The 21,571-nt window shown below is 73.1% G+C and carries 23 protein-coding genes; 5 read left to right on the top strand and 18 right to left on the bottom strand.

Annotated features, from left to right (window positions below):
- Nucleotides 1-45: 45 nt before the first annotated feature.
- The 6 genes from ACFZDK_RS46335 to ACFZDK_RS46360 all read right to left on the bottom strand — a co-directional run bounded on the left by ACFZDK_RS46335 (nt 46) and on the right by ACFZDK_RS46360 (nt 5,847).
- Nucleotides 46-948 (bottom strand): LysR substrate-binding domain-containing protein, encoded by a 903-nt coding sequence (locus tag ACFZDK_RS46335; protein WP_390982674.1) that lies wholly within the window; start codon nt 946-948, stop codon nt 46-48.
- A gap of 289 nt (nt 949-1,237) precedes the next feature.
- Complete coding sequence (locus ACFZDK_RS46340) at nt 1,238-2,431, bottom strand: glycine C-acetyltransferase (protein ID WP_390982676.1); 1,194 nt, start codon at nt 2,429-2,431, stop codon at nt 1,238-1,240.
- A gap of 19 nt (nt 2,432-2,450) precedes the next feature.
- Complete coding sequence (gene tdh, locus ACFZDK_RS46345) at nt 2,451-3,479, bottom strand: L-threonine 3-dehydrogenase (protein WP_390982679.1); 1,029 nt, start codon at nt 3,477-3,479, stop codon at nt 2,451-2,453.
- A gap of 175 nt (nt 3,480-3,654) precedes the next feature.
- Entirely contained in the window at nt 3,655-4,032 is a 378-nt protein-coding gene (locus tag ACFZDK_RS46350; RefSeq protein ID WP_390982681.1) for a YybH family protein, read from the bottom strand.
- Nucleotides 4,033-4,064: 32 nt separating this feature from the next.
- On the bottom strand, nt 4,065-4,778 hold the full coding sequence (locus tag ACFZDK_RS46355) for an SDR family oxidoreductase (protein ID WP_390982684.1): 714 nt from the start codon (nt 4,776-4,778) through the stop codon (nt 4,065-4,067).
- 139 nt (nt 4,779-4,917) lie between these two features.
- Nucleotides 4,918-5,847, bottom strand: coding sequence for a LysR family transcriptional regulator (locus ACFZDK_RS46360; RefSeq protein ID WP_390982687.1), 930 nt, complete (start codon nt 5,845-5,847; stop codon nt 4,918-4,920).
- A 108-nt stretch (nt 5,848-5,955) separates the two neighbouring features.
- On the opposite strand from ACFZDK_RS46360, the gene ACFZDK_RS46365 reads away from it, so the two are divergent.
- On the top strand, nt 5,956-6,258 hold the full coding sequence (locus ACFZDK_RS46365) for a muconolactone Delta-isomerase family protein (protein ID WP_390982690.1): 303 nt from the start codon (nt 5,956-5,958) through the stop codon (nt 6,256-6,258).
- A complete protein-coding gene (locus tag ACFZDK_RS46370) occupies nt 6,255-7,478 on the top strand; it encodes a YbfB/YjiJ family MFS transporter (RefSeq protein WP_390982692.1) in 1,224 nt (407 codons plus the stop codon). The genes ACFZDK_RS46365 and ACFZDK_RS46370 overlap by 4 nt, the downstream gene beginning before the upstream one ends.
- A 20-nt stretch (nt 7,479-7,498) precedes the next feature.
- On the opposite strand, the gene ACFZDK_RS46375 is transcribed toward ACFZDK_RS46370, so the two are convergent.
- The 8 genes from ACFZDK_RS46375 to ACFZDK_RS46410 form a co-directional block, all read right to left on the bottom strand.
- Nucleotides 7,499-8,101: a TetR family transcriptional regulator gene (locus ACFZDK_RS46375; protein ID WP_390982695.1), complete on the bottom strand. Its 603-nt coding sequence runs from the start codon at nt 8,099-8,101 to the stop codon at nt 7,499-7,501.
- A 57-nt stretch (nt 8,102-8,158) separates the two neighbouring features.
- The gene (locus ACFZDK_RS46380) at nt 8,159-8,740 is read right to left on the bottom strand and encodes a GAF domain-containing protein (RefSeq protein WP_390982698.1); all 582 of its coding nucleotides are present in this window, start codon (nt 8,738-8,740) and stop codon (nt 8,159-8,161) included.
- Between the two features lie 61 nt (nt 8,741-8,801).
- A complete protein-coding gene (locus ACFZDK_RS46385) occupies nt 8,802-9,401 on the bottom strand; it encodes an ATP/GTP-binding protein (protein ID WP_390982701.1) in 600 nt (199 codons plus the stop codon).
- Nucleotides 9,379-9,750 carry a DUF742 domain-containing protein gene (locus ACFZDK_RS46390; RefSeq protein WP_390982704.1) on the bottom strand — a complete coding sequence of 124 codons (372 nt, stop codon included), beginning with the start codon at nt 9,748-9,750 and terminating at the stop codon, nt 9,379-9,381. The genes ACFZDK_RS46385 and ACFZDK_RS46390 overlap by 23 nt, the downstream gene beginning before the upstream one ends.
- Nucleotides 9,751-9,752: 2 nt before the next feature.
- On the bottom strand, nt 9,753-10,187 hold the full coding sequence (locus tag ACFZDK_RS46395) for a roadblock/LC7 domain-containing protein (protein WP_355714767.1): 435 nt from the start codon (nt 10,185-10,187) through the stop codon (nt 9,753-9,755).
- A gap of 68 nt (nt 10,188-10,255) precedes the next feature.
- Nucleotides 10,256-12,742, bottom strand: a complete 2,487-nt coding sequence (locus ACFZDK_RS46400; RefSeq protein WP_390982707.1) for an ATP-binding protein — start codon at nt 12,740-12,742, stop codon at nt 10,256-10,258.
- A gap of 416 nt (nt 12,743-13,158) precedes the next feature.
- Nucleotides 13,159-14,277, bottom strand: a complete 1,119-nt coding sequence (locus ACFZDK_RS46405; protein ID WP_390982944.1) for a DUF4037 domain-containing protein — start codon at nt 14,275-14,277, stop codon at nt 13,159-13,161.
- Nucleotides 14,278-14,364: 87 nt separating this feature from the next.
- On the bottom strand, nt 14,365-15,615 hold the full coding sequence (locus ACFZDK_RS46410) for an MBL fold metallo-hydrolase (protein WP_390982710.1): 1,251 nt from the start codon (nt 15,613-15,615) through the stop codon (nt 14,365-14,367).
- Nucleotides 15,616-15,734: 119 nt separating this feature from the next.
- On the opposite strand from ACFZDK_RS46410, the gene ACFZDK_RS46415 reads away from it, so the two are divergent.
- The gene (locus tag ACFZDK_RS46415) at nt 15,735-16,913 is read left to right on the top strand and encodes a Glu/Leu/Phe/Val dehydrogenase dimerization domain-containing protein (RefSeq protein WP_390982712.1); all 1,179 of its coding nucleotides are present in this window, start codon (nt 15,735-15,737) and stop codon (nt 16,911-16,913) included.
- A 4-nt stretch (nt 16,914-16,917) separates the two neighbouring features.
- Here the strand turns inward: ACFZDK_RS46415 and ACFZDK_RS46420 are convergent, their stop codons facing one another.
- The gene (locus ACFZDK_RS46420; RefSeq protein WP_390982715.1) at nt 16,918-18,066 is read right to left on the bottom strand and encodes an MFS transporter; all 1,149 of its coding nucleotides are present in this window, start codon (nt 18,064-18,066) and stop codon (nt 16,918-16,920) included.
- A complete protein-coding gene (locus ACFZDK_RS46425) occupies nt 18,063-18,674 on the bottom strand; it encodes a helix-turn-helix domain-containing protein (protein ID WP_390982717.1) in 612 nt (203 codons plus the stop codon). Before ACFZDK_RS46425 ends, ACFZDK_RS46420 begins: the two co-directional genes overlap by 4 nt.
- Here ACFZDK_RS46425 and ACFZDK_RS46430 point away from each other — a divergent pair.
- Both ACFZDK_RS46430 and ACFZDK_RS46435 read left to right on the top strand, forming a co-directional pair.
- Nucleotides 18,673-19,197, top strand: coding sequence for a GNAT family N-acetyltransferase (locus ACFZDK_RS46430; protein WP_390982720.1), 525 nt, complete (start codon nt 18,673-18,675; stop codon nt 19,195-19,197). The genes ACFZDK_RS46425 and ACFZDK_RS46430 overlap by 2 nt on opposite strands.
- 42 nt (nt 19,198-19,239) lie before the next feature.
- Entirely contained in the window at nt 19,240-19,842 is a 603-nt protein-coding gene (locus ACFZDK_RS46435) for a TetR family transcriptional regulator C-terminal domain-containing protein (RefSeq protein ID WP_390982723.1), read from the top strand.
- 47 nt (nt 19,843-19,889) lie between these two features.
- Here ACFZDK_RS46435 and ACFZDK_RS46440 read toward each other — a convergent pair whose 3' ends face one another.
- Together ACFZDK_RS46440 and ACFZDK_RS46445 are read right to left on the bottom strand one after the other, a co-directional pair.
- Entirely contained in the window at nt 19,890-20,675 is a 786-nt protein-coding gene (locus ACFZDK_RS46440; RefSeq protein ID WP_390982726.1) for a GDSL-type esterase/lipase family protein, read from the bottom strand.
- A 145-nt stretch (nt 20,676-20,820) separates the two neighbouring features.
- Nucleotides 20,821-21,537, bottom strand: a complete 717-nt coding sequence (locus tag ACFZDK_RS46445) for a DUF6250 domain-containing protein (RefSeq protein WP_390982728.1) — start codon at nt 21,535-21,537, stop codon at nt 20,821-20,823.
- Nucleotides 21,538-21,571: the final 34 nt, after the last annotated feature.

Here is a 21,571-nt window from a genome sequence, read left to right on the forward strand (position 1 = left end):
TCCCTGATATGAAACATCCGTGTTAAGGGCCGCGTTACGGAAGGCTCACAGCCGGGCGGCCTCGCCCAGCGCCTCCAGCACCGGGCGGATCAGCGGATGGCCCTCGGCCCCGCGTCGTACGGCCGCGAACACGCGGCGGGTCGGAGCGACGCCGTCGACGGGGCGTACGACCACTCCGGTCAGGTCCGTGCCGCGCAGGGCCGAGCGGGGGACGAGGGCCACGCCCGCGTCGGCCGAGGCCAGCGCCACCACGGCGCGGAAGTCGTCGGAGGAGTGTTCGAGGCGGGGCTGGAAGCCGGCGTTCTCGCAGGCCAGGACGACCACGTCATGGCAGGGGTTACCGGGGTAGGGGCCGATCCAGGGGTCCTTGGCCAGCTCGGCGAGGGGGACCTCGGAGGCCTCGGCCAGGCGGTGGTGGAGCGGGACGACCGCGTCGAAGGGCTCGGCGTACAGGGGCACGTGGGTCAGGCGGGGGTCGTCGGCGGGCGGGGCGCCCCGGTACTCGACGGCCACCGCGACGTCGACCTGCCGGTCCAGCACCATCGGGAGACTGGCGTCGCCCTCGGCGTCCTGGACGCGGATGCGGATGCCGGGGGCGGTGCGGGCGAGGTGGGCCACGGCCGGGGCGACCACCTGCGCGATGCCGGTGGCGAAGGCGGCGACGGTGACCGTGCCGGCCTCGCCGGAGCCGTAGGCGGCCAGTTCGGCCTCGGCCCGCTCCAGCTGGGCGAGGACCGCGTTGGTGTGGGCGAGCAGGATCTCGCCGGCCGGGGTCAGCCGTACGCCCTTGGCGCTGCGCTCGACCAGGCGGTGACCGGTCTCCTGTTCGAGGGCTGCCAGCTGCTGGGAGACCGCAGAGGGGGTGAGGAAGAGCGCGGCGGCAGCCGCCGTCACCGTGCGGTGGTCCGCCACCGCACGGAGGATGTGGAGCCGCCGCGCCTCGATCATGGGATTGATTATCGCAATATGTCGGCGCCGCTCGGTCCGGCGGCTCCGGCGTCGACCGGACCGGCGATTCCGGCGTCGACCGGACGGCCGCCTCCGCAGCCCGTCGATCCGCCGACGCCTCCACCGCCGGTCGATCCGCCGGAGCCCGGGCGCCGACCAAGTCGCCGACGCCCGGGCTCCGCCCAAGCCACCGCCGGTCCGCCGCCTCCCAGGCCGCTGCCGGTCCGGCCGCCGCCGCACCGACCGCCTTCTTCGCCCAGGCCGCCGCCGCACCGACCGCCTTCTTCGCTCAGCCCGCCAGTTCCGCCCGGGCCGCGACGAAGGCGTCCACCGCGCGGTCGACGTCGTCCGTGGAGTGCGCCGCGGAGAGCTGGACGCGGATCCGGGCGTGGCCCTGCGGGACCACGGGGTAGGAGAAGCCGATCACGTACACCCCGCGCTCCAGCAGCAGCTCGGCCATCCGGGCGGCCTGTGCGGCGTCGCCGATCATCACGGGGGCGATGGCGTGGTCGCCGGGGAGGACGTCGAAGCCCTCGGCGGTCATCCGGCGGCGGAACAGGGCGGTGTTCTCGGCGAGCCGGACGCGCAGGTCGTCGGCCGACTCCAGCAGGTCGAGGACCTTGAGGGAGGCCGCCGCGATCACCGGGGCGAGGGAGTTGGAGAAGAGGTAGGGGCGGGAGCGCTGGCGGAGCAGGGCGACGATCTCCGCGCGGGCGGCCACATAGCCGCCGGAGGCGCCGCCGAGGGCCTTGCCGAGGGTGCCGGTGATGATGTCGACGCGGTCCATCACGCCGTGCAGCTCGGGGGTGCCGCGCCCGGAGGGGCCGACGAAGCCGACGGCGTGCGAGTCGTCGACCATGACCATCGCGTCGTAGCGGTCGGCGAGGTCGCAGATCTCGCGGAGCGGGGCCACATAGCCGTCCATGGAGAAGACGCCGTCGGTGACGACCAGGCGGCGCCGGGCGGACTGCGCCTCCTTCAACTGCTGCTCCAGGTCGGCCAGGTCGCGGTTGGCGTAGCGGAAGCGGCGGGCCTTGGAGAGGCGGATGCCGTCGATGATCGAGGCGTGGTTGAGGGCGTCGGAGATCACCGCGTCCTCGGGGCCGAGGAGGGTCTCGAAGACACCGCCGTTGGCGTCGAAGCAGGAGGAGTAGAGGATCGTGTCCTCCTGGCCGAGGAACGCGGCGAGGCGTTCCTCCAACTCCTTGTGGACCTCCTGGGTTCCGCAGATGAAGCGCACGGAGGCCATGCCGTAGCCCCAGCGGTCCAGGGCCTCGTGTGCGGCGGCGATCACCTCGGGGTGGTCGGCGAGGCCGAGGTAGTTGTTGGCGCAGAAGTTGAGGACCTCGCCGGGGCGGCCGCCCGCGGTGACCCCGACGGTCGCGGACTGGGGGGTGCCGATCACCCGCTCGGGCTTGTGCAGGCCGGCGGCGCGGATCTCGTCGAGGGTGGCGCGCAGGTCGTCGCGCACGGAGTCGAACATCGCAGAAGCTCCTAGGGGATTACGCGGTCCAGTCGAGGATGACCTTGCCGCCGCGGCCGCTCGCCGCGTCGGCGAACGCGGCCTCGAAGTCGCGGTAGCCGTAGCGGCCGGTGATCACGGGGGTGAGGTCGAGTCCGCCCTCCAGGAGGACCGACATCGCGTACCAGGTCTCGAACATCTCACGGCCGTAGATGCCCTTGATGGTGATCATCGAGGTGACCACGCGGGCCCAGTCGACGGGGAACTCCTGGGCGGGCAGGCCGAGCATGGCGATCCGGCCGCCGTGCGTCATGTTGGCGATCATGTCCCGCATGGCCTCGGGGCGGCCGGACATCTCCAGGCCGACGTCGAAGCCCTCGCGCAGGCCCAGCTCCCGCTGCCCGTCGGCGATCTCGGCCTGCGCCACGTTCAGTGCCAGGCTCACGCCGATCTTGCGGGCGAGGTCCAGGCGCTCCTCGCTGACGTCGGTGACCATGACGTGCCGGGCGCCCGCGTGCCGGGCCACGGCGGCGGCCATGAGGCCGATCGGCCCGGCGCCGGTGATCAGGACGTCCTCGCCGACCAGCGGGAAGGAGAGCGCGGTGTGCACGGCGTTGCCGAACGGGTCGAAGATCGCGGCCACGTCGAGATCGACGGGGACGCGGTGCACCCAGACGTTGCCGGCGGGCAGGGCGACGTACTCGGCGAAGGCGCCGTCGCGGCCCACGCCGAGGCCGACCGTAGCCCGGCACAGATGGCGCCGTCCGGCCTGGCAGTTGCGGCACTTCCCGCAGACGAGGTGGCCCTCGCCGCTGACCCGGTCGCCGACCCTGACGTCGGTGACGTCCCGGCCGGTCCCGACGACCTCGCCGGCGAACTCGTGCCCGAGCACCAGCGGGGTGGTGATGGCCTGCTGGGCCCAGCCGTCCCAGGCCCGGATGTGCAGATCGGTACCGCAGATACCGGTCCGCTCCACCTTGATCAGTACGTCACCCGGTCCGACCGTGGGCTCCGGCACGTCCGCGAGCCACAGCCCGGGCTCCGCCTTCTCCTTGACCAGCGCCTTCAACGCTACGGCTCCTGTGCGTGAGGTCCCGGCCGCGGGCACGCCGGAGCGGCCCGCGGCCGGGCATGGGGGGTGGTATGTCGCACAGCAATCTGCCGCACCGGGCGCACCGGGTCCATCGAGGTTTTCTTAAGCGCCGCCACAGCTGCGCTTCACGCCGCCCGGACGGCCTTGTGGGTCACGCCTGTTCGAGGCGGGAGACCTGGTAGTGACCGATGTACCACTCCTGGGCCACCCGGGTGACGAGCACGGAGAGTTTCACGTCCACCGGGGGCCGGTCCGTGAACGAGAACTCGACGGCCAGATAGCCGAGGACGACGCCGTCCGCGAGCCGCCGGGTCTCCAGGACGCGGTACTCCGCCTTCATGCCGAGGGGCTGGGACGCGTAGTAGTCGGCGACGCCCTGTCGTCCGACGCTGTAGGGGTGCAGCCCCTGGAAGACGGCGTCCTCGGTGAAGAGGGCGGCGACGCGGTCGGGCCGGTGCGCGTCGACGCCTGCCTTCCACTGGTCGAGCACTCCGCTCAGGATCGCCGTGTCGTCCGTCGTCGTGGTCATGTCCGCTCCTTGGTCAGAGACTTGGCGTACGGTCAGTGACCGGCGCTCATACCGCCGTCGACGTGCAGGATCTCGCCGGTGACGAACGGTGCCGTCTCCAGGAAGAGCACCGCGTCGACGATGTCGCTCACTTCACCCATCCGGCCGACCGGGTGCAGGGCGGCGAGGAACTCGTGGGTCTCCGCCGCGTGCATGGGGGTCTTGATGGTGCCGGGCGACACCGCGTTGACGCGGACGCCGCGGGTGGCGTACTCGATCGCCAGGGACTTGGTCGCGGACTGCAGACCGCCCTTGGTCAGCGAGGCCAGGACGGAGGGGACCCGGGCGTCCGCGCTGTCGACCAGGCTGGTGGTGACGCTGACGATGTGCCCGCCGCCCTGGGCGAGCAGGTGCGGCAGGGCCCGCTGGGTGAGGTGGAAGAAGCCGGCGACGTTGATGCCGGTCACGGTGGCGTAGTCCTCGGCCGTGTAGTCGGTGAACGGCTTGGCGACGAAGACACCGGCGTTGTTGACCACGGTGTCGATGCGGCCGAACCGCTCGAGTGCGGCTGCCACGACCCGCTCGGCGGTCGCCGGGTCGGCGATGTCGCCCTGCACGGTGAGGACGCCGTCGTCGTCGACGGGGGCGATGGTGCGCGAGGTGGCGACGACGGCGTGGCCGAGCTTGCGGTAGCCCTCGACGAGGGCGGCGCCGATGCCCTGCGAGGCGCCGGTGACGATCGCGACCTTCTGCTGCTGCGTGCTCATGGTGACCTTCTCTCCAGTGGCTGACCGGTTACTAGCCGACCGGTCGACTATTTGGAGGCTAGGCCGGGTGGATCCGAGGCGCCACGATCGGTTTCCTCACTGCTGGGAGCCACAGCCTCCCAGCACGGCTCGGCCCGGCTCAGCGCGGGAGCTCGTACGGGTCGCCGGCCGGCAGCCAGGCGTCCGGGGCGTGGATCCCGAGGTCTCCGACGCCGTCGCACAGGGCGTCGACGGTGGCCAGGACACCGGCCCGGTCCTCGCTCGCGCGCCGGACCAGGGACCAGGTCCAGTACACCTTCGGCGCGACGACCTCACGGCGGACCAGGTCGGACGGGAGCGGAGCGGTCTGCCCCTTGGGCGAGTTGAGGACGGGGCGGGTGCAGCGGCGGACGTGGTCGAAGAAGGCGGGGCCGGTGACGGCACCGTCGGAGATGCGGACCTCGCGGGCCCCGACGGCCTGCGCCAGTTCCGTGCCGTACTCGTTCCAGGAGGCCCAGGAGGTGATGTCGTCGTCGATGAGGACGTCCACGTCCCGGGCCGCCAGGTCGCCGGTGTCGGTGCCCTTCGCGACGGCGTACAGCCGGTCGGCGCCGATCAGCCGGGCCCGCAGTCCGAGCCGTTCGAGGTCCTCGGTGCGCACCCAGCAGACGGCCAGGTCCAGGCTGCCGTCGGCGACCCGGGCGGCCTGGGTGTGGGACGGGGCGACCCAGGCGTCGATGTGCACCCGGGCCACCGCGGCCGTCCGCGAAGCCAGGTCCGGCGGGAGCCAGTTGACGTAGCCGAGCCGTACCGGCTGCGAACCCGAGAGGCGCCCGGCCCGGCGCTCCAGGTCGGCGGCCCGCTCCAGCAGGGCGCGGGTGTCCGGGAGCAGGGCGGCACCGGCCGGGGTGAGGGAGACCGAGCGGCGGTCCCGGTCGAACAGCCGGACACCCAGGTCCCGTTCGAGGGCCTTGATCTGCTGGGAGAGGGAGGGGCCGGCGATGAGCAGCCGCTCGGCGGCCCGGCCGAAGTTCAGTTCCTCGGCGACCGCGACGAAGTACCGCAGCTGGCGCAGTTCCACGCGCGCCATGCTACGCGCGGTGCGAGGCCGCGCCTCCCAGCAGCGAGGCAGCCGGTCGTGGCACCGGCGCCGGTGCCGGAAGCACGATGAGGTGAGCGACAACGGAGGGAGCACATCGTGCGGGAGTTCCTGGTGGAGATCACCACCACCGTCCCCGAGGGCACGGACCAGGACGAGGTCGACCGGCGGCGGGCCGCGGAGGCCGTCCGCGCGCGGGAACTGGCCGAGGCCGGCCGGCTCGCCCGACTGTGGCGCCCCGTGGGCGAGTTGCGCAGCATCGGCATCTGGCGCGCCGCCGACGAGGAGGAACTCCACGAGAAGGTGCTCGGCACCCTGCCGCTGCGCCCCTGGATGACGTTGACGGTCACCCCGCTGGAGTCCCACCCCAACGACCCGGGCCGGGCCGACGGCTCCCGATGACCGCTCCCGCTGCCGCCCCGTCCCCCCGGGCCCATGTCGCCCGGGCCGCCGCCGCGCTCGCCGCGGGCATGGGGGTCGGCCGCTTCGTCTACACCCCGATCCTGCCCCTGATGCACGCCCGGGCGGGGCTGTCCGCGGGTGCCGGGGCGAACCTGGCCACCGCCAACTACGTCGGCTATCTCGTCGGCGCGCTCGCGGGCACCCTGGCCCCCGGGCTGGTCCGCTCGCGCGCCGTGCTGCGCGGCTCCCTGCTCCTGCTGACCGCCACGCCGGCCGCGATGCCCCTCACCCACAGCGTGTTCGTGTGGGGCGCGCTGCGGCTGCTGGCTGGTGCGGCGAGCGCCCTGGTCTTCGTCGTCGCCGTCGCCTCCCTCCTGCACCACCTGCGGGACCACCCGGCGCACCTGCCCGGCTGGGCCTTCGGCGGGGTCGGCGCGGGCATCGCGCTGTCCGGTCTGCTGGTCCTGGCCCTGCGGCCGATCGCCGACTGGCGGGCCGCCTGGTGGTCCGCCGCCGCGCTCACCGCGCTCCTGGCCGCGGCTGCGTGGCGGCTACGGCCCGAGGAGGCGCCCACCGCCGCTCCGGTGGCCGGAAGCGGGGCGCGGGCCCGCGGCCACCGCTGGTTCGGCGCCCTGTTCGTGAGCTACTTCCTGGAGGGCGTCGGCTACATCGTCGCCGGTACCTTCCTGGTCGCGGCGATCGGCCAGGGCTCCCCCGGCTGGCTCGGCAGCGGCGCCTGGGTGCTGGTGGGACTGGCCGCCGTACCGTCCTCGGCGCTGTGGGCCCGGCTCGGGCGCCGGTGGTCGCGCCCCGGCCTGCTGCTCACCGCGCTCACGGTCCAGGCGGCCGGCATCGCCCTGCCCGCGCTGACCGGGAGCACCGCCGCCGCCCTGGGCTCGGCCGTGCTGTTCGGCGCCACGTTCCTGGGCGTCAGCACCCTCGCCCTGGCCACGGGGGCGCAGCTGCGCTTCCCGCGCTCCGTCGCCCTGCTGACCGCCGGATACTCCGTCGGCCAGATCCTCGGCCCCCTGGTCGTCGCCCCGCTCCTGCGCCACGGCTACCACCAGGCCCTGCTGCTGGCTGCCCTGGTGGTCCTCGTCGCGGCCGCGGCCGCCGCCGTCCTGCGGATCGGCTTCCCGCACGACCTGGCCGGCCACATGGGCGGGGACCACACCCCGCCGGTACGACGGCGGCAGGCGGCCGAGGTCACGCGTCCTTAGACACCGTCACTGGGACACCGTCACCGGGGCTCTGTCACGCCGAGCAGCGCCCGGCAGTTGTGCCACAGGGGACTCAGCCGCCGGGTGCTGTTGTACAGCTTGGCGAACATCACCTGGCCCTCCAGCTGGGCCACCACCGCCCGCGCCGCCTCCCGGGTGTCGGTCACGCCCACCTCGCCGCGCTCGCGGGCCTCGGCGACGACGGACTCCACCATGTCGACCTGCGCGTCGAAGATCTCCTGCAGCCGGCCGCGGACCGCTTCGGTCTGGTTGCTCAGTTCCAGGGTGAGGTTCCCGAACAGACAGCCCGCCACCGTGCCGCAGCCCTGCTGGACGGCGAGTTGACCGGCCTCCGTCTCCTCGAACAGCCGCCGCAGCCGCTCCAGCGGCTCCGCGTCGCTCCCGAGGGCCCGGGTCCAGTCGCGTTTCTGGGCCGCCCAGTGCTCGTCGACGACGGCCAGCGCGAGGGACTCCTTGGAGTCGAAGAAGTAGTAGAAGCTCCCCTTCGGCACCCCGGCCGCCTTGCAGATCTCGGCCACGCCGAGCGCCGAGTAGCCGCGCCCCTCGATCAGCGACCGGGCGGCGTCGAGGATCTTCCGCTTGGCGTCACTGGTACGTCCCATACCGCAAGAGTACGGAGGTACTAGACCGGTCGGCTAGTGATGGGGCTGTTCCCGTCGTCACAACAGCGGGAGGCCGTCGGCCTCGCGGCGCTCGATGCGGGCCACCAGCTCCGCCGCCGACGCCTTGATGGTCTCCAGACCGGGCCGGCCCCAGGGCCGGGGCTCCACGTCGATCACGCACACCGTGCCGAGCACCGTCCCGGTGCTGTCGATGAGCGGGGCGCCGAGGTAGGAGCGGATACCGAACTCGTCGACGACCGGGTTGCCCGCGAACCGCGGGTAGTCGCAGACGTCCTCCAGGACGAGCGCCTTGCGCCGGACCACCACATGGGGGCAGAAACCATGGTCGCGGGGCAGTTCACGGCCCAGCACGGGGATGGTTCCGTCGGGCTTCACCACGGGCGGTGCCACGGCCGGCAGGTGCAGGCCCGCGAAGAACTGGCGGTCCCGGTCGATGAAGTTGACCATGGCGTACGGCGCCCCGGTGACCTCTGCGAGCCGGTCCGCGAAGACGTCGAGCTCGGGCTCCGGGCGCTCGCCCAGGCGTAGTTGGCCGAGGCGGCGGGTGCGCTCGGGTGCCTCCTTGTCCTCCGGCGTGAGCAGCAGACGACCGGCCGGGCGCGACGGGTCGTACCTCATGCGCGGGCTCCGTCGTTGTGGACGTGGGTCATATACGGGCTCCGTGAGGGGTGTGTGGGGATCACATGTGGGCGCCGTGGCTCGGCGCGGAGACCGGAGCGTGGGCGATGAGATGGCGGACGAGGGTGAGCAGGGTCTGGACGCCGGAGCTGGAGATCCGGGCGTCGCAGCGGACGACCGGGATCTCCGGGTCGAGGTCGATGGCGGCGCGCACCTCCTCGGGGTCGTAGCGGAAGGAGCCGTCGAACTCGTTGATGGCGACGATGAAGCCGAGGCCGCGCTCCTCGAAGAAGTCGACGGCCGCGAAGCAGTCCTCCAGGCGGCGGGTGTCGGCGAGGATGACCGCGCCGAGCGCGCCTTCGGACAGCTCGTCCCACATGAACCAGAATCGCTCCTGCCCGGGCGTGCCGAACAGGTAGAGCACGTGTTCCGCGTCCAGGGTGATGCGGCCGAAGTCCATCGCCACGGTCGTCTCGACCTTGTTCTCGACGCCGTCGAGACTGTCGGTCGCGGCGCTGACCGTGGTGAGGAGTTCCTCCGTGGACAGCGGCGCGATCTCGCTGACCGCGCCCACGAAGGTGGTCTTGCCGACCCCGAACCCACCGGCCACCAGGATTTTCAGCGCGGTGGGGAAGGGGTCAGAGCTGTCGTCGTAGTCCATCGAGCACTGCCTCCAGTAGGGACCGGTCCGTGGGGTTGTGGTGGAAGGCGGGGGGCTTGGCGGTCAGCGCCCCGCAGTCGACGAGGTCGGAGAGCAGCACCTTGGTGACCACGGCGGGCAGTTCGAGGTGCGCGGCGACCTCGGCGACCGGGACGGGCGCGCGGCACAGGTCGAGCGCCTGCGCGTGCTCGGGGCCGAGGTAGCCGAGCGGGGTGGCCCCGGTAGCCATCACCTGCGACATCAGGTCGAGGGCGATGCTGGGCTCGGTACGGCCATTGCTGACCGTGAACGGGCGCACGAGGCGTCCGGCCGCGTCGTCGAGCCACGGCCCGTCGCCGGCTGCCGCCACCCTCAAGGCCTCATCGCCGTGGGTTCGACGGCGTGCTGCCGGGGCGCGGTGACGAGGTACGGGCGGACGCTCTTGACCAGCATCGCCATCTCGTAGCCGAGGACGGCGGCGTCGGCCTCGCGGCCGGCCATGACGGCGAGGCAGGTGCCGGAGCCGGCGGTGGTGACGAACAGCAGCGTCGAGTCGAGTTCGACGACGACCTGGCGGACGTCCCCGCCGTCGCCGAACCGGACGCCCGCGCTGCGGCCGAGCGAGTAGAGGCCGGAGGCGAGCGCCGCCATGTGGTCGGCGCTGTCCGGGTCGAGGCCGTGGACGGACTTCACCAGTCCGTCGCAGGACAGGAGCACCGCGCTGGTGGTGTGCGGTACGCGCTGCACTAGGCCGCTCATCAGCCAGTCGAGGTCGGATACCTGGGCGGTCGGCGCATCGCTCGCCATGGTGGATCGACTCCTTGGGGTACGAAGGTCTGCGGGAGCGCTGGGGGTGAGGGTGAACACGGTGCTGGTCATCCGGCCGGTGCGCTCCCGTCGGGCCGGGCGGTGAAGTCGGAGGTGTGCACCGGGCGCAGGGTCGGGGAGTGTGGCTGGGGCTGGGGTCGGGACGCTGACCGGGGGTCGGCCGGGTCGCGGTGGCTTCGGCTCTGGGGTGCCGGGGCCATGTGGTCTCCGGCGAGGTACTCCGGGGCCGCGTGGTCCCCGGGCAGGTGGTTCGGGAGCGAGTGATCCGGGACGTTGTGTGCCGAACCCGTGTAGCCCGCGCCCACGTACTCCGGGCCCGTGTATGCCCGGCCCGTGTAGTCCGGGCCCATGTGGTCCGGGCCGCCCGTGTGTTCTGGTCCCATGGGTTCCCCGGCCGACTGGTCCAGCACGCTCTGGCCCAAGGCGCTGTGGTTCGGGGTGGTGTGCTCCGGAGCCATGTGCCCGGCATCCACATGGGCGGGATCTCTAGGGGTCGCCCCCATGTGTGCGGTCTCCATGTGTGTGGCGTCGGCATGTGTGGCGTGGGACGTGCTGGTCGCCGCTTCGCTTCTCAGGCCGGCCGCCGTGCTCATGTCGTCCGCGCCCATGTCGGCAAAGCCCATGTCGGTGGGACCGGTGCGGAGGAAGTCTCCCTGCGCCCCGCCGCCCGTCCCGTCGGCGACCGCGGGCTCCCCCTGGGTGGCCTCCAGGTGCTGCTGGGCCTCGGCGAGACCGATGCCTCGCTGGAAGGCGGCCATGAGGCCGGGGTCGTGTCCGGCCGGGTTCTCGTTGTCCTGGCGGGGCGCGGGACCGCCGCGGAGCTGGGGGACGATGTGTTCCTGGGCACGGCGGCGCGGCAGTTGGGGTTTGCCCATGGTGCCGCGCACGGCGCCGACGCGCGGGACGGGCGCGGTGCCCGCGTGCTCGGCCACCACGGGCCGGTCCTCGGGCCGGATGCCGGGCAGCGCCTCGGCGGGGTTGGGCCGGCTCTCCTGGGAGCCGCGTACCGGCAGCGGTGTGGGGGCGCCCGCACCCCCCTGCTGCGCGCGCCGACGCCGCCCGCCGACAGGGGTCGTGGTCGGGTCCTCGGGCGGCTCGGGCCGCCGACCCGTGGGCCCACCGCCCGCACTGCCTGCACCGCCCGCGGCGGCCGTCCGGCCCCCGGCGCCCCCGGTGTTCGGCCCGGCGGTGCCGCGAACGACCTCCACCGGACCGGTGCCGTCGGACGGCCGCGCGGCTCCGCCTCCCGGCGCACCGCCCGGTACCCCCGGCACGGCGCCTCCGGCCCCCGGGTCACGCGGCTGCGGTACGGCCCCGGGTGAGCCCGGTGTCGTACCCAGCAGGCCCTGCGGGACGACGAGGACGGCCTGGACACCGCCGTAGATGTTGCTCTGGAGGCGGACGTTGATGCCGTGGCGGCGGGCGAGCTGGGAGACGACGAAGAGGCCGATGCGGCCGTCGGCCAGCAGGCTGGCGACGTTGACCTGGTCGGGGTCGGCGAGCAGGGCGTTCATCCTGGACTGTTCGCCGACGGGCATGCCGAGTCCGCGGTCCTCGACCTCGACCGCGAGGCCGGAGGTGACGAGGTTGGCACGGAGCAGCACCTGGGTGTGCGGGGCGGAGAACACGGTGGCGTTCTCGACGAGTTCGGCGAGCAGGTGGATGACGTCGGCGACGGCGTGGCCGCGCAGTTCGCCGTCGATCGGCGGGACGAGCTTGACCCGGGAGTACTGCTCGACCTCGGCGATGGCGGAGCGCAGCACCTCGGTCATGGAGACGGGGTTGCTCCACTGCCGCCGGGAGACGGCGCCGCCGAGCACGGCGAGGTTCTCGGCGTGCCGCCGGATGCGGGTGGCCAGGTGGTCGACGTGGAAGAGGCCCTTGAGGAGGTCCGGGTCCTCGATCTCGTTCTCCAGGTCGTCGAGGATCGAGATCTCCCGGTGCACGAGGGACTGAAGCCGCCGTGCCAGGTTGACGAAGACCTCCAGCTTCTGTTCGCTGCCGGCCTGGCTGGAGAGCTGGGCCGCCTGCACGACGGCGGTGACGGCGCCGTCGTGCGCGCGGGACAGGTCGGCGGCGAGCAGTTCGAAGTCGTCGGCGTCCTCGGGCGGTCCGCCGCGCGGGGTGCGGTGCGGCGGGGTCTCGCCGCGGCGCAGCGCGTCGACGAGGGCCAGCAGGTCGGCCTCGCCGCGGGCGGCGTTGCGGCGCAGGGTGCCGAGGCGGTCGCTGACCGAGCGGGCGGCGCGGCCCGCGGCCACGGCGGCGATCACGACGGCCGCGGCCGTCACCGAGACCGCCCCGGCCAGCACGGCCAGCAGGGTGAGACCGGGCCGCGCCCCGGTGGAGCGGACGGTGAACAGGACGGCCGCGCAGCCGCTGAGCGCCACCGCGACCGGCGGCAGCACGGCGAGACGCATCAGCTGAGGCCGTATGTGGGTCTCGGGCAGCGCGGGAACGGGTCGGGCGACCGGACGTCCGTGCCGGCCGCCCTCACGGCGGTCGGCGCGGGCGGCCGGTGCACGGAGGTGAGACATCTGCGTCCTCGTACTGGTCCGTCGGGCCTGATTCCTCGCGCGGGGCGCGCGAGGTGGGCATGCGCCATCGCGATGCCGGACGAGGAGACCGCAAAAGAATTCGGCCCCGCGCCGTCCGACGGACACTCACAGTAGTCGCCGACACATCATGTGCGGTGGGCAGTTGACAAAGTCCCCCGGAGAGGAACCCGCTCTGGTATGAGCCGTCGCACGAAAGACCGATAACCCCCTCGACGCCTCGCCCCCGAACAGGCGGCAACCGATCCGACCTGCTCAAAAAAGGTCACACGCAGGACATGAGGACCGGGGCGCCCCACGCTCCCCGTCCGCGCACCGAGCGCCCGCCCGTGCGCCCTCGGCCGCCCCGGCAGCACGCCCGCACGGCCCCCATACCCCTGCCATCACCCCCCAGAACATCACTCACGGTGACTTCGCTGGGTGTCGACGCCCGTCACCGCGTCGGTCGCGGCCCCGGCCAGGGCCGGGCGGCTCAGGACGTCGGTGCTGTCGATGAACTGGTCCACCGCCCCGGCCGTCCGCAGCTCCCGTATGTCCGGGTCCTTGATGCGGGCGATGAGGGCCCGGGTGAAACGATCGGCACGCAGGACGCGGAACGGCCTGGAGTGGTAGGGGCGGGTGCCGGGGTCCACCCGGTCGGTGAGCTCCAGTTCGTTGTGCAGGTGGGCGACGATCTCGTAGGCATGGGCCAGGTGCCCCTCACGGGTGGGCCAGTCCGTGGCGGCGAACACGGCGGTGAGCTCGGGGGTGAGCCGAGGGGCCGCTGGAGTGCGGGCGAAGGCGCTGCCGAGCCATTTGCCGTACGGCGGATAGCGCCGGTCCATGAGCAGGCAGAGCCGCATGAGGTCGCGGACCAGGCGGGCGGCCTCGACGGCGGAGCCCAGTTCGTCGCCGACCTCGCCGCAGCGGCCGACGAAGGCCTCCTCCTGGGCGATGCGCCGCCACTGGCAGGCGAGGACATGGAGCCAGAGGTCGTGGGGGTACCAGCGCAGCGCGGCCCGGGCCGGGGTGAGCGTGCGGAGTCCGTCGTGGAACACGGCGCCGGCCGTGGCCTCGGCGAGCAGCTGGGTGGGGGTGGCGAGCCAGTGCGCCGGGGAGACTCCCGAGGCCGGGTCGAAGCCGAGGGCGGCCCGGAACCAGGGCGACACGGCGGTCACCTCGACACGGTGGTGCACGGGACCGTCGGTGACCTGCATGACCCGGATGTCCCGGTCCTTGGTGGCGGCGAAGTGGGTGGGCCAGCCGTGGAAGGTCTTCGGGAGGTGTTGGGCGAGCACATGTCTGATGCGGGCGGCGTGGCGCGGCACATCGTGGGGGTGGAGGAAGAGCTGGAGGCGTGGGCCCCATTCGTGGTCGGCGGAGCGTTCGGTGTCGTAACCGAGGACTTCGGAGCCCGGGCCGATACGGGCCGCCGTGTGGGGTATTCCGGGGGCGGCCTCCTCCAGCAGCGGGCGCACGGCCTCGGTGTAGAAGCGCCGGGACAGCTCAAGTCCAGGTAAGAAGGCGGGGGTTGGCATATGTGCATGGCTCATGCCCATGCCCCTGCCCAGGTTGTGCAGGGGCATGCGCGCCTTTTTCACGCCACCGCCACAACGGTGGCGCAACTACTTCACAAGATCGTCCGCGTCCGGTGCCACCGTGTCGCCGGGCAGGTCGAGGTCGCCCGGTCCGGCCTCGCCGCGCGGCTGCAGGGCGCGGCGCCAGGGCCGGGCGATCGGCGCCGACACCTCGCGCCACCACGGGTCGACGGGCGGCTTCCCGGAGGGTTCGAAGGGCTCCCCGGGGCGCGGCAGCGCGACCGTCTGGCCCACCGCGTCCCCGGCGTCCTTCGTCCACTCCCCCGGTTCGGCCCAGGCGTGCGGGGCGAGGTTGAACGTGCCCCAGTGGATCGGCAGCAGGACGCCGTGCGGGCCACCGCCCTGGAGGTCCAGGTGGGCGCGCACACCCTCCTCGGGCGTCATGTGTATGTCGGGCCAGTACTCGCTGTACGCCCCGATCTGGATCATCGTCGCGTCGAACGGGCCGTGGTCGGCGCCGATGTCCTTGAAGCCGTCGAAGTACCCGGTGTCACCGCTGTGGTAGATCCGGTGCTCCTCGCCGGCGACGACCCAGGACGCCCACAGGGTGTGCTGGGTGTTGCGCAGCCCGCGGCCGCAGAAGTGCCGGGCGGGGGTGGCCGTCAGGGTGAGTCCGCCGATCCTGGTCTCCTCGTGCCAGTCCAGCTCGCGCAGCCGGTCGGCGGAGACACCCCAGTGTTCGAGATGGGCGCCGACGCCGAGCGGCACGGCGAACAGGGTGTCCGTGCCGGCCAGCGCCTTGATGGTGGGCAGGTCGAGGTGGTCGTAGTGGTCGTGCGAGATGACCACGACGTCGACCTTGCCGAGCGCGGCGATCGGCAGCGGCACCGGGTGCAGCCGCTTGGGCCCGGCGAACGGGAACGGCGAGCAGCGCTCGCCCCAGACGGGGTCGAACAGGACGCGGTGCCCGTCGATCTCGGCGAGCACGCTGGAGTGGCCCGTCCACGTCAGCCGCAGGCCGCCGACGGCGGGCCTGGCGAGGTCGGCGAGCGTGGTGGCGTGCACCGGGACGGTGCCCCGGGGGGCGCGGCGGGCGCGCTGCTCCTTCTCGAAGTAGGTCTTCGCGAACTCGAGCATCGAACCGGAGGGGCGGGTCCGGGCGGTACCGCCCGGGTTCTGGAAGACACCGTCCTTGAAGTGCGGTGAGCCCTGGATGCGGGCCAGGCGCTCGCCGCCGGGGTCCGCGCCGAAGGCGGCGGGCCGCAGCGCACGGAGCCCGGAGCTCAGGGAACTCGAACCGGTCACGGTACCTCCAGTGGTGTAGCTGAGGTCCTCCATTATGGTCGGCTCCTCCGACAATCGGCGTTGACACCGGACCGCCCACCTCCCGATACTGACCCACTGTTCAGTAAGAAGCGGCTCGCCGCCCGCTCAGCGCCTTCCTGCGAGGAAACTCCATGACCGCTCCCCTGATGTCCCTCGTCTGGACCGACCACGTCACCGGCCGCCGGGGTTTCCTGGTCGTCGACCGGCTGGTGCGGGGCGTGGCCAGCGGCGGTCTGCGGATGCGGCCGGGCTGCACCCTGGAGGAGGTCACCGGGCTCGCGCGCGGCATGACGATGAAAGAGGCCCTGCACTACAACCCCGAGGGCCGCTACGTCCCCCTGGGCGGCGCCAAGGGCGGCATCGACTGTGATCCGCAGGACCCGGGGTCGTACGCCCTGCTGGTCCGCTACCTGCGGGCCATGCGGCCGCACATCGAGAGCTTCTGGACCACCGGCGAGGACCTCGGACTCACCCAGGACCTGGTGGACCGGGCGGCCGCCGAGGCGGGTCTTGTCTCCTCGATCCAGGCCGTGTACCCGCTGCTGGACGACGAGGCCGCGGCCCGGCGGCGGCTGGCGGACGCCTTCGCGGTCGAGGTGGACGGCATCGGGCTCGACGAGCTGGCGGGCGGCTGCGGGGTCGCCGAGTCGGCGCTGGCGGCGCTGGACCGGGCCGGGGTGCCGTACGCGGGGACGCGGGTCGCGGTGCAGGGCCTGGGCACGATGGGCGGGGCCACGGCGCGGTTCCTCACCCGCGCGCGGCTCACGGTGGTGGCCGTCGCCGACGTCAAGGGCACGATCGCCAACCCTGCGGGCCTGGACGTGGAAGCACTGCTGCGCGCGCGGGACGCGTACGGCACCGTCGACCGCGCGGTGCTGCGTCCCGGCGATCTGGAGCTGCCGGGCGACGCCTGGCTGTCCGCGGACGCGGAGGTGCTGGTGCCGGCGGCGGTCTCGTACGCGATCGACGCGGCCAACGAGCACCGGGTCACCGCCCGCTGGATCGTGGAGGCGGCGAACATGCCCGTACTGCCGGAGGCGGAGGAGCGGCTCGCCGCGCGGGGGGTGACCGTGCTGCCTGACGTGGTGGTCAACTCGGGGACCAACGCCTGGTGGTGGTGGACCCTGTTCGGCGACATCGGCCCGGACGCGGACGAGGCGTTCGCCCACACCCGGCGTTCGATGCGGGCCCTGGTGGAGCTGATGCTGGACCGCGCGGAGTCCGACGGCACGACCCCGCGGGCCGCCGCCCACGCCCTGGTGACCGACCGGCTGCCGGTGATCGCGGAACGGTTCGGCTGGTACCGGTGACGGGTCAGCGGCGCCCCAGGGCCGCGGCGAGAAGCAGCGCGCCCAGGGCCGTGAGGCCGGTGCCCTGCCAGCCGAGGGTGTCGAGCAGGGGTGCGGCGACGGCCGTGCCCAGGGCGCCGATCGTGAAGTACACCACGAGGTAGACGCTGCTGAGGCTGCCGGAGCGGGCGGGGTCGAGGGCGATGACACGGCTCTGGTTCGCGGCCTGGGCGGCGAAGCAGCCGGCGTCGAAGAGGGCGAGCCCGAGGGCGGTGCGCCAGGGGGTGTCCAGGCCGGTGGCCAGCAGGGCGGTACCGGCCGCGGCGGCAAGCAGGGCGACGGTGATCACCGTACGCGGGCCGTACCGGTCGGTGAGGCGGCCGCTGAGCGGGAGCGCGGCGAAGCCGAGGAGCCCGGCCAGGCTGTAGAGGCCGATGGCGGTCGGGCCGAGCGAGTGCGGCGGCTGGGCCAGGGCGAGGGCGAGGGCGATCCACACGAGGTTGAAGGCGAAGTACCAGAGGGCTCCGGTGGCCACCGCGCGGCGCAGCCGCGGCTGGTGCAGGAGCAGCGGCGGGAGGGCCGCCAGGGTGGCGCGGTAGCCGCGGTCGGCGTGCGGCCGTCGCCGGGGCAGGAGCGTGGCGGCGGCGAGCGCGCCGAGCAGCGCGAGGGCGGCGAAGACGAGGAGCATCCGCCGCCAGCCGAGGGCGTCGGTGAGGGCGCCTCCCACCATCCGGCTGAGCAGGATGCCGGCCGACATGCCGGCGGCCACCAGGGCGACGCCGGTTCCGCCGCGGCCCGGCCGGGCGTGCCGGCCGGCGATGTTGCCGGCCTGCGCGGCCACACTGGCGGCGGCGCCGACGAGCAGGTAGGCGGCCAGCAGCACGACCGCGTCGCGCGCGGTCGCGGCGAGCGCGAGGGCGGCGGCCAGGGCGGTGAGCTGCGCGGTGACCAGGCGGCTGGGGGCGAGGTGGTCGGTGAGCGGGAGCAGCAGGGCGAAGCCCGTCATGCAGCCGGCGAGCGCGGCGGTCGGCGCCAGGCCGATCACGGAGAGCGGCACGTCCAGGTCGGCGGCGACGGCGGCGAGCGCGGGCTGCACGGCGTAGTTGTTCGCGATCGCCGTGCCGGCTATGGCGGCCAGCAGGAGCGTGCCGCCGCGGGGCAGCGTCCGGCTCACGGCTGGGTGTCGCGGGTGAGGACGACGGCGTAACGGCATTCGGCGTCGGTGGTGTTGGCGAAGACGCGCTCGGCGGGTGCGCCGAGTTCGATGGTGTCGCCGGCGTCGAGTTCGTGGACGGTGTCGCCGTCGTGGAAGGTCAGCCGGCCGTCGAGGACCCAGACGAGCTGGCGTACGAAGGCGAAGGCCGCGGCCGGGTACGGCACCCGGGCTCCGGCGGGCAGCCGGATCTCGGCGATCTCCGCGGGGAAGCGCGGGCCGGTGATCTGGCGGCGCCGGTAGCCGGTGCCGGGGTCGCGCCACTCGGCGGCGTCGGCGCCGCGCCGCACGCCCCGGGTGTCGGCCACGGACTCCTGCGCGCCCTGCGCGCCTTCGGCGAGGGCCAGCAGCGAGGCGACGCTGAGCTGGAAGGCGGCGGACAGCTTGCCGAGCACGACCGCGGTGGGGCTGCTCTCGCCGCGTTCGATCCGGCTGATCATCGCCGGGGAGACACCGGAGGCGTCCGCGAGCTGCGCCAGCGTCCAGCGGCGGCGCTCCCGCTCGGTGCGGACCCGGGCGGCGATCTGCCGCACCAACGGGTCCGCCGATGGTTCTACTATGTTGGACATGAATCCAATATACGAGAGAAGCGCGGTGACGGTCCGCCCGGCCCGTCCCGAGGACCAGGAGGCCGTCCGCGCGATCCGCAATCACGCGATCGAGCACTCCACGGCCCTGTGGACGGAGACCCCGCAGTCCCCCGCCGAGGGCGCGGTGTGGTTCGCCGCGCACCTGGAGCGCGGATCGGCGCTCGTGGCCGAAGTCGCCGACGCGCCGGGCGAGGTGGCCGGGTTCGCGACCTACGGCCCCTGGCGCGCGCTGGACGGCTACCGGCACACGGTGGAGAACTCCGTCTACGTCCGCGAGGGCAGCCACGGGCTCGGCATCGGCTCCGCGCTGCTCGGCCCGCTCATCGCCTCGGCGCGCGAGGCCGGCCACCATGTGATGATCGCCGGCATCGAGGCCGGGAACGCCGCGTCGATCCGGCTGCACGACCGGTTCGGCTTCGAGCACGTCGGCACGGTCCGGGAGGTGGGCACCAAGTTCGGCCGCTGGCTGGACCTCACGCTCATGCGGCTGCCGCTGGCCTGAGACGGCGACGCGGGCAGGGGGACGACCGATTAGGGTGACCGCGTGGCGAGAGTGCGGTTGAGCGTGGCCGAGCGGCGGGAGGAACTGCTGCGGGCGGCCATCGAGCAGATCGAGGCGCGGGGCGTGGCGGCGGTGCGGATCGCCGATGTGGCCTCGGCCCTCGGGGTGAGCAACGCGCTGGTGCTGTATCACTTCTCGACGAAGGAGAAGCTGGTCGCCGCCGCCTTCACCTATGCCGCCGAGGACGATCTGGCGCATCTGGGCAAGCTGCTGGGCCGCCGTACGTCGGCGCTGCGCCGACTGCAGGCCGCAGTGCGCTGGTACGCGCCGACCGGGCAGGCCAAGGGCTGGCGGCTGTGGATCGAGGGCTGGGCGGTGGCCTTGCGCGAACCCGCGCTGCGGGACGTCACCAAGGGCCTGGACCAGCAGTGGAAGGCGGCGCTCACCGAGGTCATCGCCGAAGGGGTGGCCGCGGGCGAGTTCCGGTGCCCGGACCCCGCGGCCACGGCACTGCGCCTGACCGCCCTGCTCGACGGGCTCGCCGTCCAGCTGACGTCGTATCCGGGCGGCGTACCGCGGGCCCGGGCGCAGCAGTGGGTCGACGAGGCGCTGGCGCGCGAACTGGGACTGCCCGAGCACGAGTAAGGGGCGGCCCGCAATGAGACCACCCCTTACCCGTCGGCGCCGCCTCCTCAAGCCACGGAGGCGATCCGCATCTTGATGTCGTCCGGGGAGAGCGCCCCCTTGGCCGTCACATGGTCACCCGACGACTCGCCGCGCAGCCGCCGACCGATCCACGGGACCAGGTACTCGCGGGCCCAGTGCACATCGTCCCGGCGGACCTCCAGGGTGCCGCGGGGCGGCAGCGGGGGCCACGGCTGGTCCGGGTCGGCCGGCACCTCGACGCCGAGCACCTGGCCGGCGCGCAGCGCCACCCGCGTGTGCCCTTCGGGGGACAGGTGCAGCCGGTCGCCGTCCCAGGCCCGCCGGTCCTGCACGGTCTTGAGGGACCACAGGTCGAGGACCGGGCAGCCGTACCGGTCGGCGATGGCCCGGACATGCCCGTTGTACGTGGCGATCTTGCCGCGCAGATGCTTGAGGACGGGCACGCCCCGGGTGTCGAATCCGGTGGTCACCAGCACCGTGCCGATGGCCTCGGTCAGTTGGGCCACGGCCCGCTCGAACCGCTCGGCCACCTCGTCGGGGTCGGTGCCGGGACGGATGATGTCGTTGCCGCCCGCGCAGAAGGAGACCAGGTCCGGGGCGAGTTCCAGGGCCTGCGGCACCTGGTCCGCCACGATCTGGTCGAGCAGTTTGCCGCGCACGGCGAGGTTGGTGTAGTTGAAGTCGCCTTCGGGCTGCCGGTCCGACAGCAGTACCGCGAACCGGTCGGCCCAACCGACGAACGCCCCGTCGGGGCCGGGGTCGCCGACGCCCTCGGTGAAGCTGTCCCCCACCGCCACGTACGACCCGATCACTGATGCAATGTCACTCTTCGAATCGTCTGCCACGTCGGGCCATGATTCCCCTTGAGGTGTGACCTACGCGACCGTAATAAGGGGTTGACGATCGGTGAGATAAGACACTTTTAAATACTTTGCCAAGCCTGGAATAAGGCTCCCATCAGGGACGTTGACGGGTTGATCCCCAGACCCGGAAGTCACTGACACGGAAGTGGCTCCACGTGGTCCGGAACGCGAAGTGCCCACCCGTGTAAGGCTCCGGGTCGGTGTAGTCGAACACCGGCCGGCCGTTGTTCCACCACTGCACGGTCGGGCCGTCAGAGACGATCCGGACGTGGTTCGGTTCGTTCGCGACGAGCAGCGGCTCGGTGTAGTCGTAGATCAGGGGCCGGACGCCGGGTTCGCCGACGTAGCGGCGCAGCCGGGTGGTGGTGTTGTAGTTGGCGCCGAAGCCGGCGTAGTAGGTCGTGAGGTAGTCGTACTCGGCGAGGGCGCCGCCGCGCGGGGTGGCGAACAGGTCGTCCGGGGAGCGGACGTCGGTGGCGTTCCAGAAGTTGTTGAGGTCCGAGACCCGGTCGTCGGGACCGCCCGCCGAGACCGGGGTCGCGGTGTACTCCAGGACGTACGGCCCTTCGAGCCGGCGCCGGAACCAGACGGTCGCGCCGGCGGGCACGTCGACCTCCAGGATCCCGTGCGACGCGGTGACCGAACCGCCCTGTTCCAGTTCGACGAACCACTGGCCGAGGCCGTGGCGGAAGTCGTCGTGGGCGAGCAGCCGGCGGTGCCGGGGCGCGGCGCTCGCGGACGCGGCGGGAGCGAGGGCCGCGAGGGCGGCTCCGGCGGCCAGGGCTCCGAAGGCGCGGCGGGTGGTCGTCATACGCGGGATTCCTTCCGGCGGGGCGACAGTGACA

Origin of the sequence: Streptomyces sp. NPDC007901 (genome assembly GCF_042959465.1) — a bacterium.
Lineage (GTDB): Bacteria > Actinomycetota > Actinomycetes > Streptomycetales > Streptomycetaceae > Streptomyces.

Bases quoted from the DNA above. Each gene is read 5' to 3' on its own strand.
- ACFZDK_RS46335 (WP_390982674.1), bottom strand. From the start codon at position 948: ATGATCGAGGCGCGGCGGCTCCACATCCTCCGTGCGGTGGCGGACCAC.
- ACFZDK_RS46340 (WP_390982676.1), bottom strand. From the start codon at position 2,431: ATGTTCGACTCCGTGCGCGACGACCTGCGCGCCACCCTCGACGAGATC.
- ACFZDK_RS46350 (WP_390982681.1), bottom strand. From the start codon at position 4,032: ATGACCACGACGACGGACGACACGGCGATCCTGAGCGGAGTGCTCGAC.
- ACFZDK_RS46355 (WP_390982684.1), bottom strand. From the start codon at position 4,778: ATGAGCACGCAGCAGCAGAAGGTCGCGATCGTCACCGGCGCCTCGCAG.
- ACFZDK_RS46360 (WP_390982687.1), bottom strand. From the start codon at position 5,847: ATGGCGCGCGTGGAACTGCGCCAGCTGCGGTACTTCGTCGCGGTCGCC.
- ACFZDK_RS46370 (WP_390982692.1), top strand. From the start codon at position 6,255: ATGACCGCTCCCGCTGCCGCCCCGTCCCCCCGGGCCCATGTCGCCCGG.
- ACFZDK_RS46375 (WP_390982695.1), bottom strand. From the start codon at position 8,101: ATGGGACGTACCAGTGACGCCAAGCGGAAGATCCTCGACGCCGCCCGG.
- ACFZDK_RS46380 (WP_390982698.1), bottom strand. From the start codon at position 8,740: ATGAGGTACGACCCGTCGCGCCCGGCCGGTCGTCTGCTGCTCACGCCG.
- ACFZDK_RS46385 (WP_390982701.1), bottom strand. From the start codon at position 9,401: ATGGACTACGACGACAGCTCTGACCCCTTCCCCACCGCGCTGAAAATC.
- ACFZDK_RS46395 (WP_355714767.1), bottom strand. From the start codon at position 10,187: ATGGCGAGCGATGCGCCGACCGCCCAGGTATCCGACCTCGACTGGCTG.
- ACFZDK_RS46400 (WP_390982707.1), bottom strand. From the start codon at position 12,742: ATGTCTCACCTCCGTGCACCGGCCGCCCGCGCCGACCGCCGTGAGGGC.
- ACFZDK_RS46405 (WP_390982944.1), bottom strand. From the start codon at position 14,277: ATGCCAACCCCCGCCTTCTTACCTGGACTTGAGCTGTCCCGGCGCTTC.
- ACFZDK_RS46410 (WP_390982710.1), bottom strand. From the start codon at position 15,615: ATGGAGGACCTCAGCTACACCACTGGAGGTACCGTGACCGGTTCGAGT.
- ACFZDK_RS46415 (WP_390982712.1), top strand. From the start codon at position 15,735: ATGACCGCTCCCCTGATGTCCCTCGTCTGGACCGACCACGTCACCGGC.
- ACFZDK_RS46430 (WP_390982720.1), top strand. From the start codon at position 18,673: ATGAATCCAATATACGAGAGAAGCGCGGTGACGGTCCGCCCGGCCCGT.
- ACFZDK_RS46425 (WP_390982717.1), bottom strand. From the start codon at position 18,674: ATGTCCAACATAGTAGAACCATCGGCGGACCCGTTGGTGCGGCAGATC.
- ACFZDK_RS46445 (WP_390982728.1), bottom strand. From the start codon at position 21,537: ATGACGACCACCCGCCGCGCCTTCGGAGCCCTGGCCGCCGGAGCCGCC.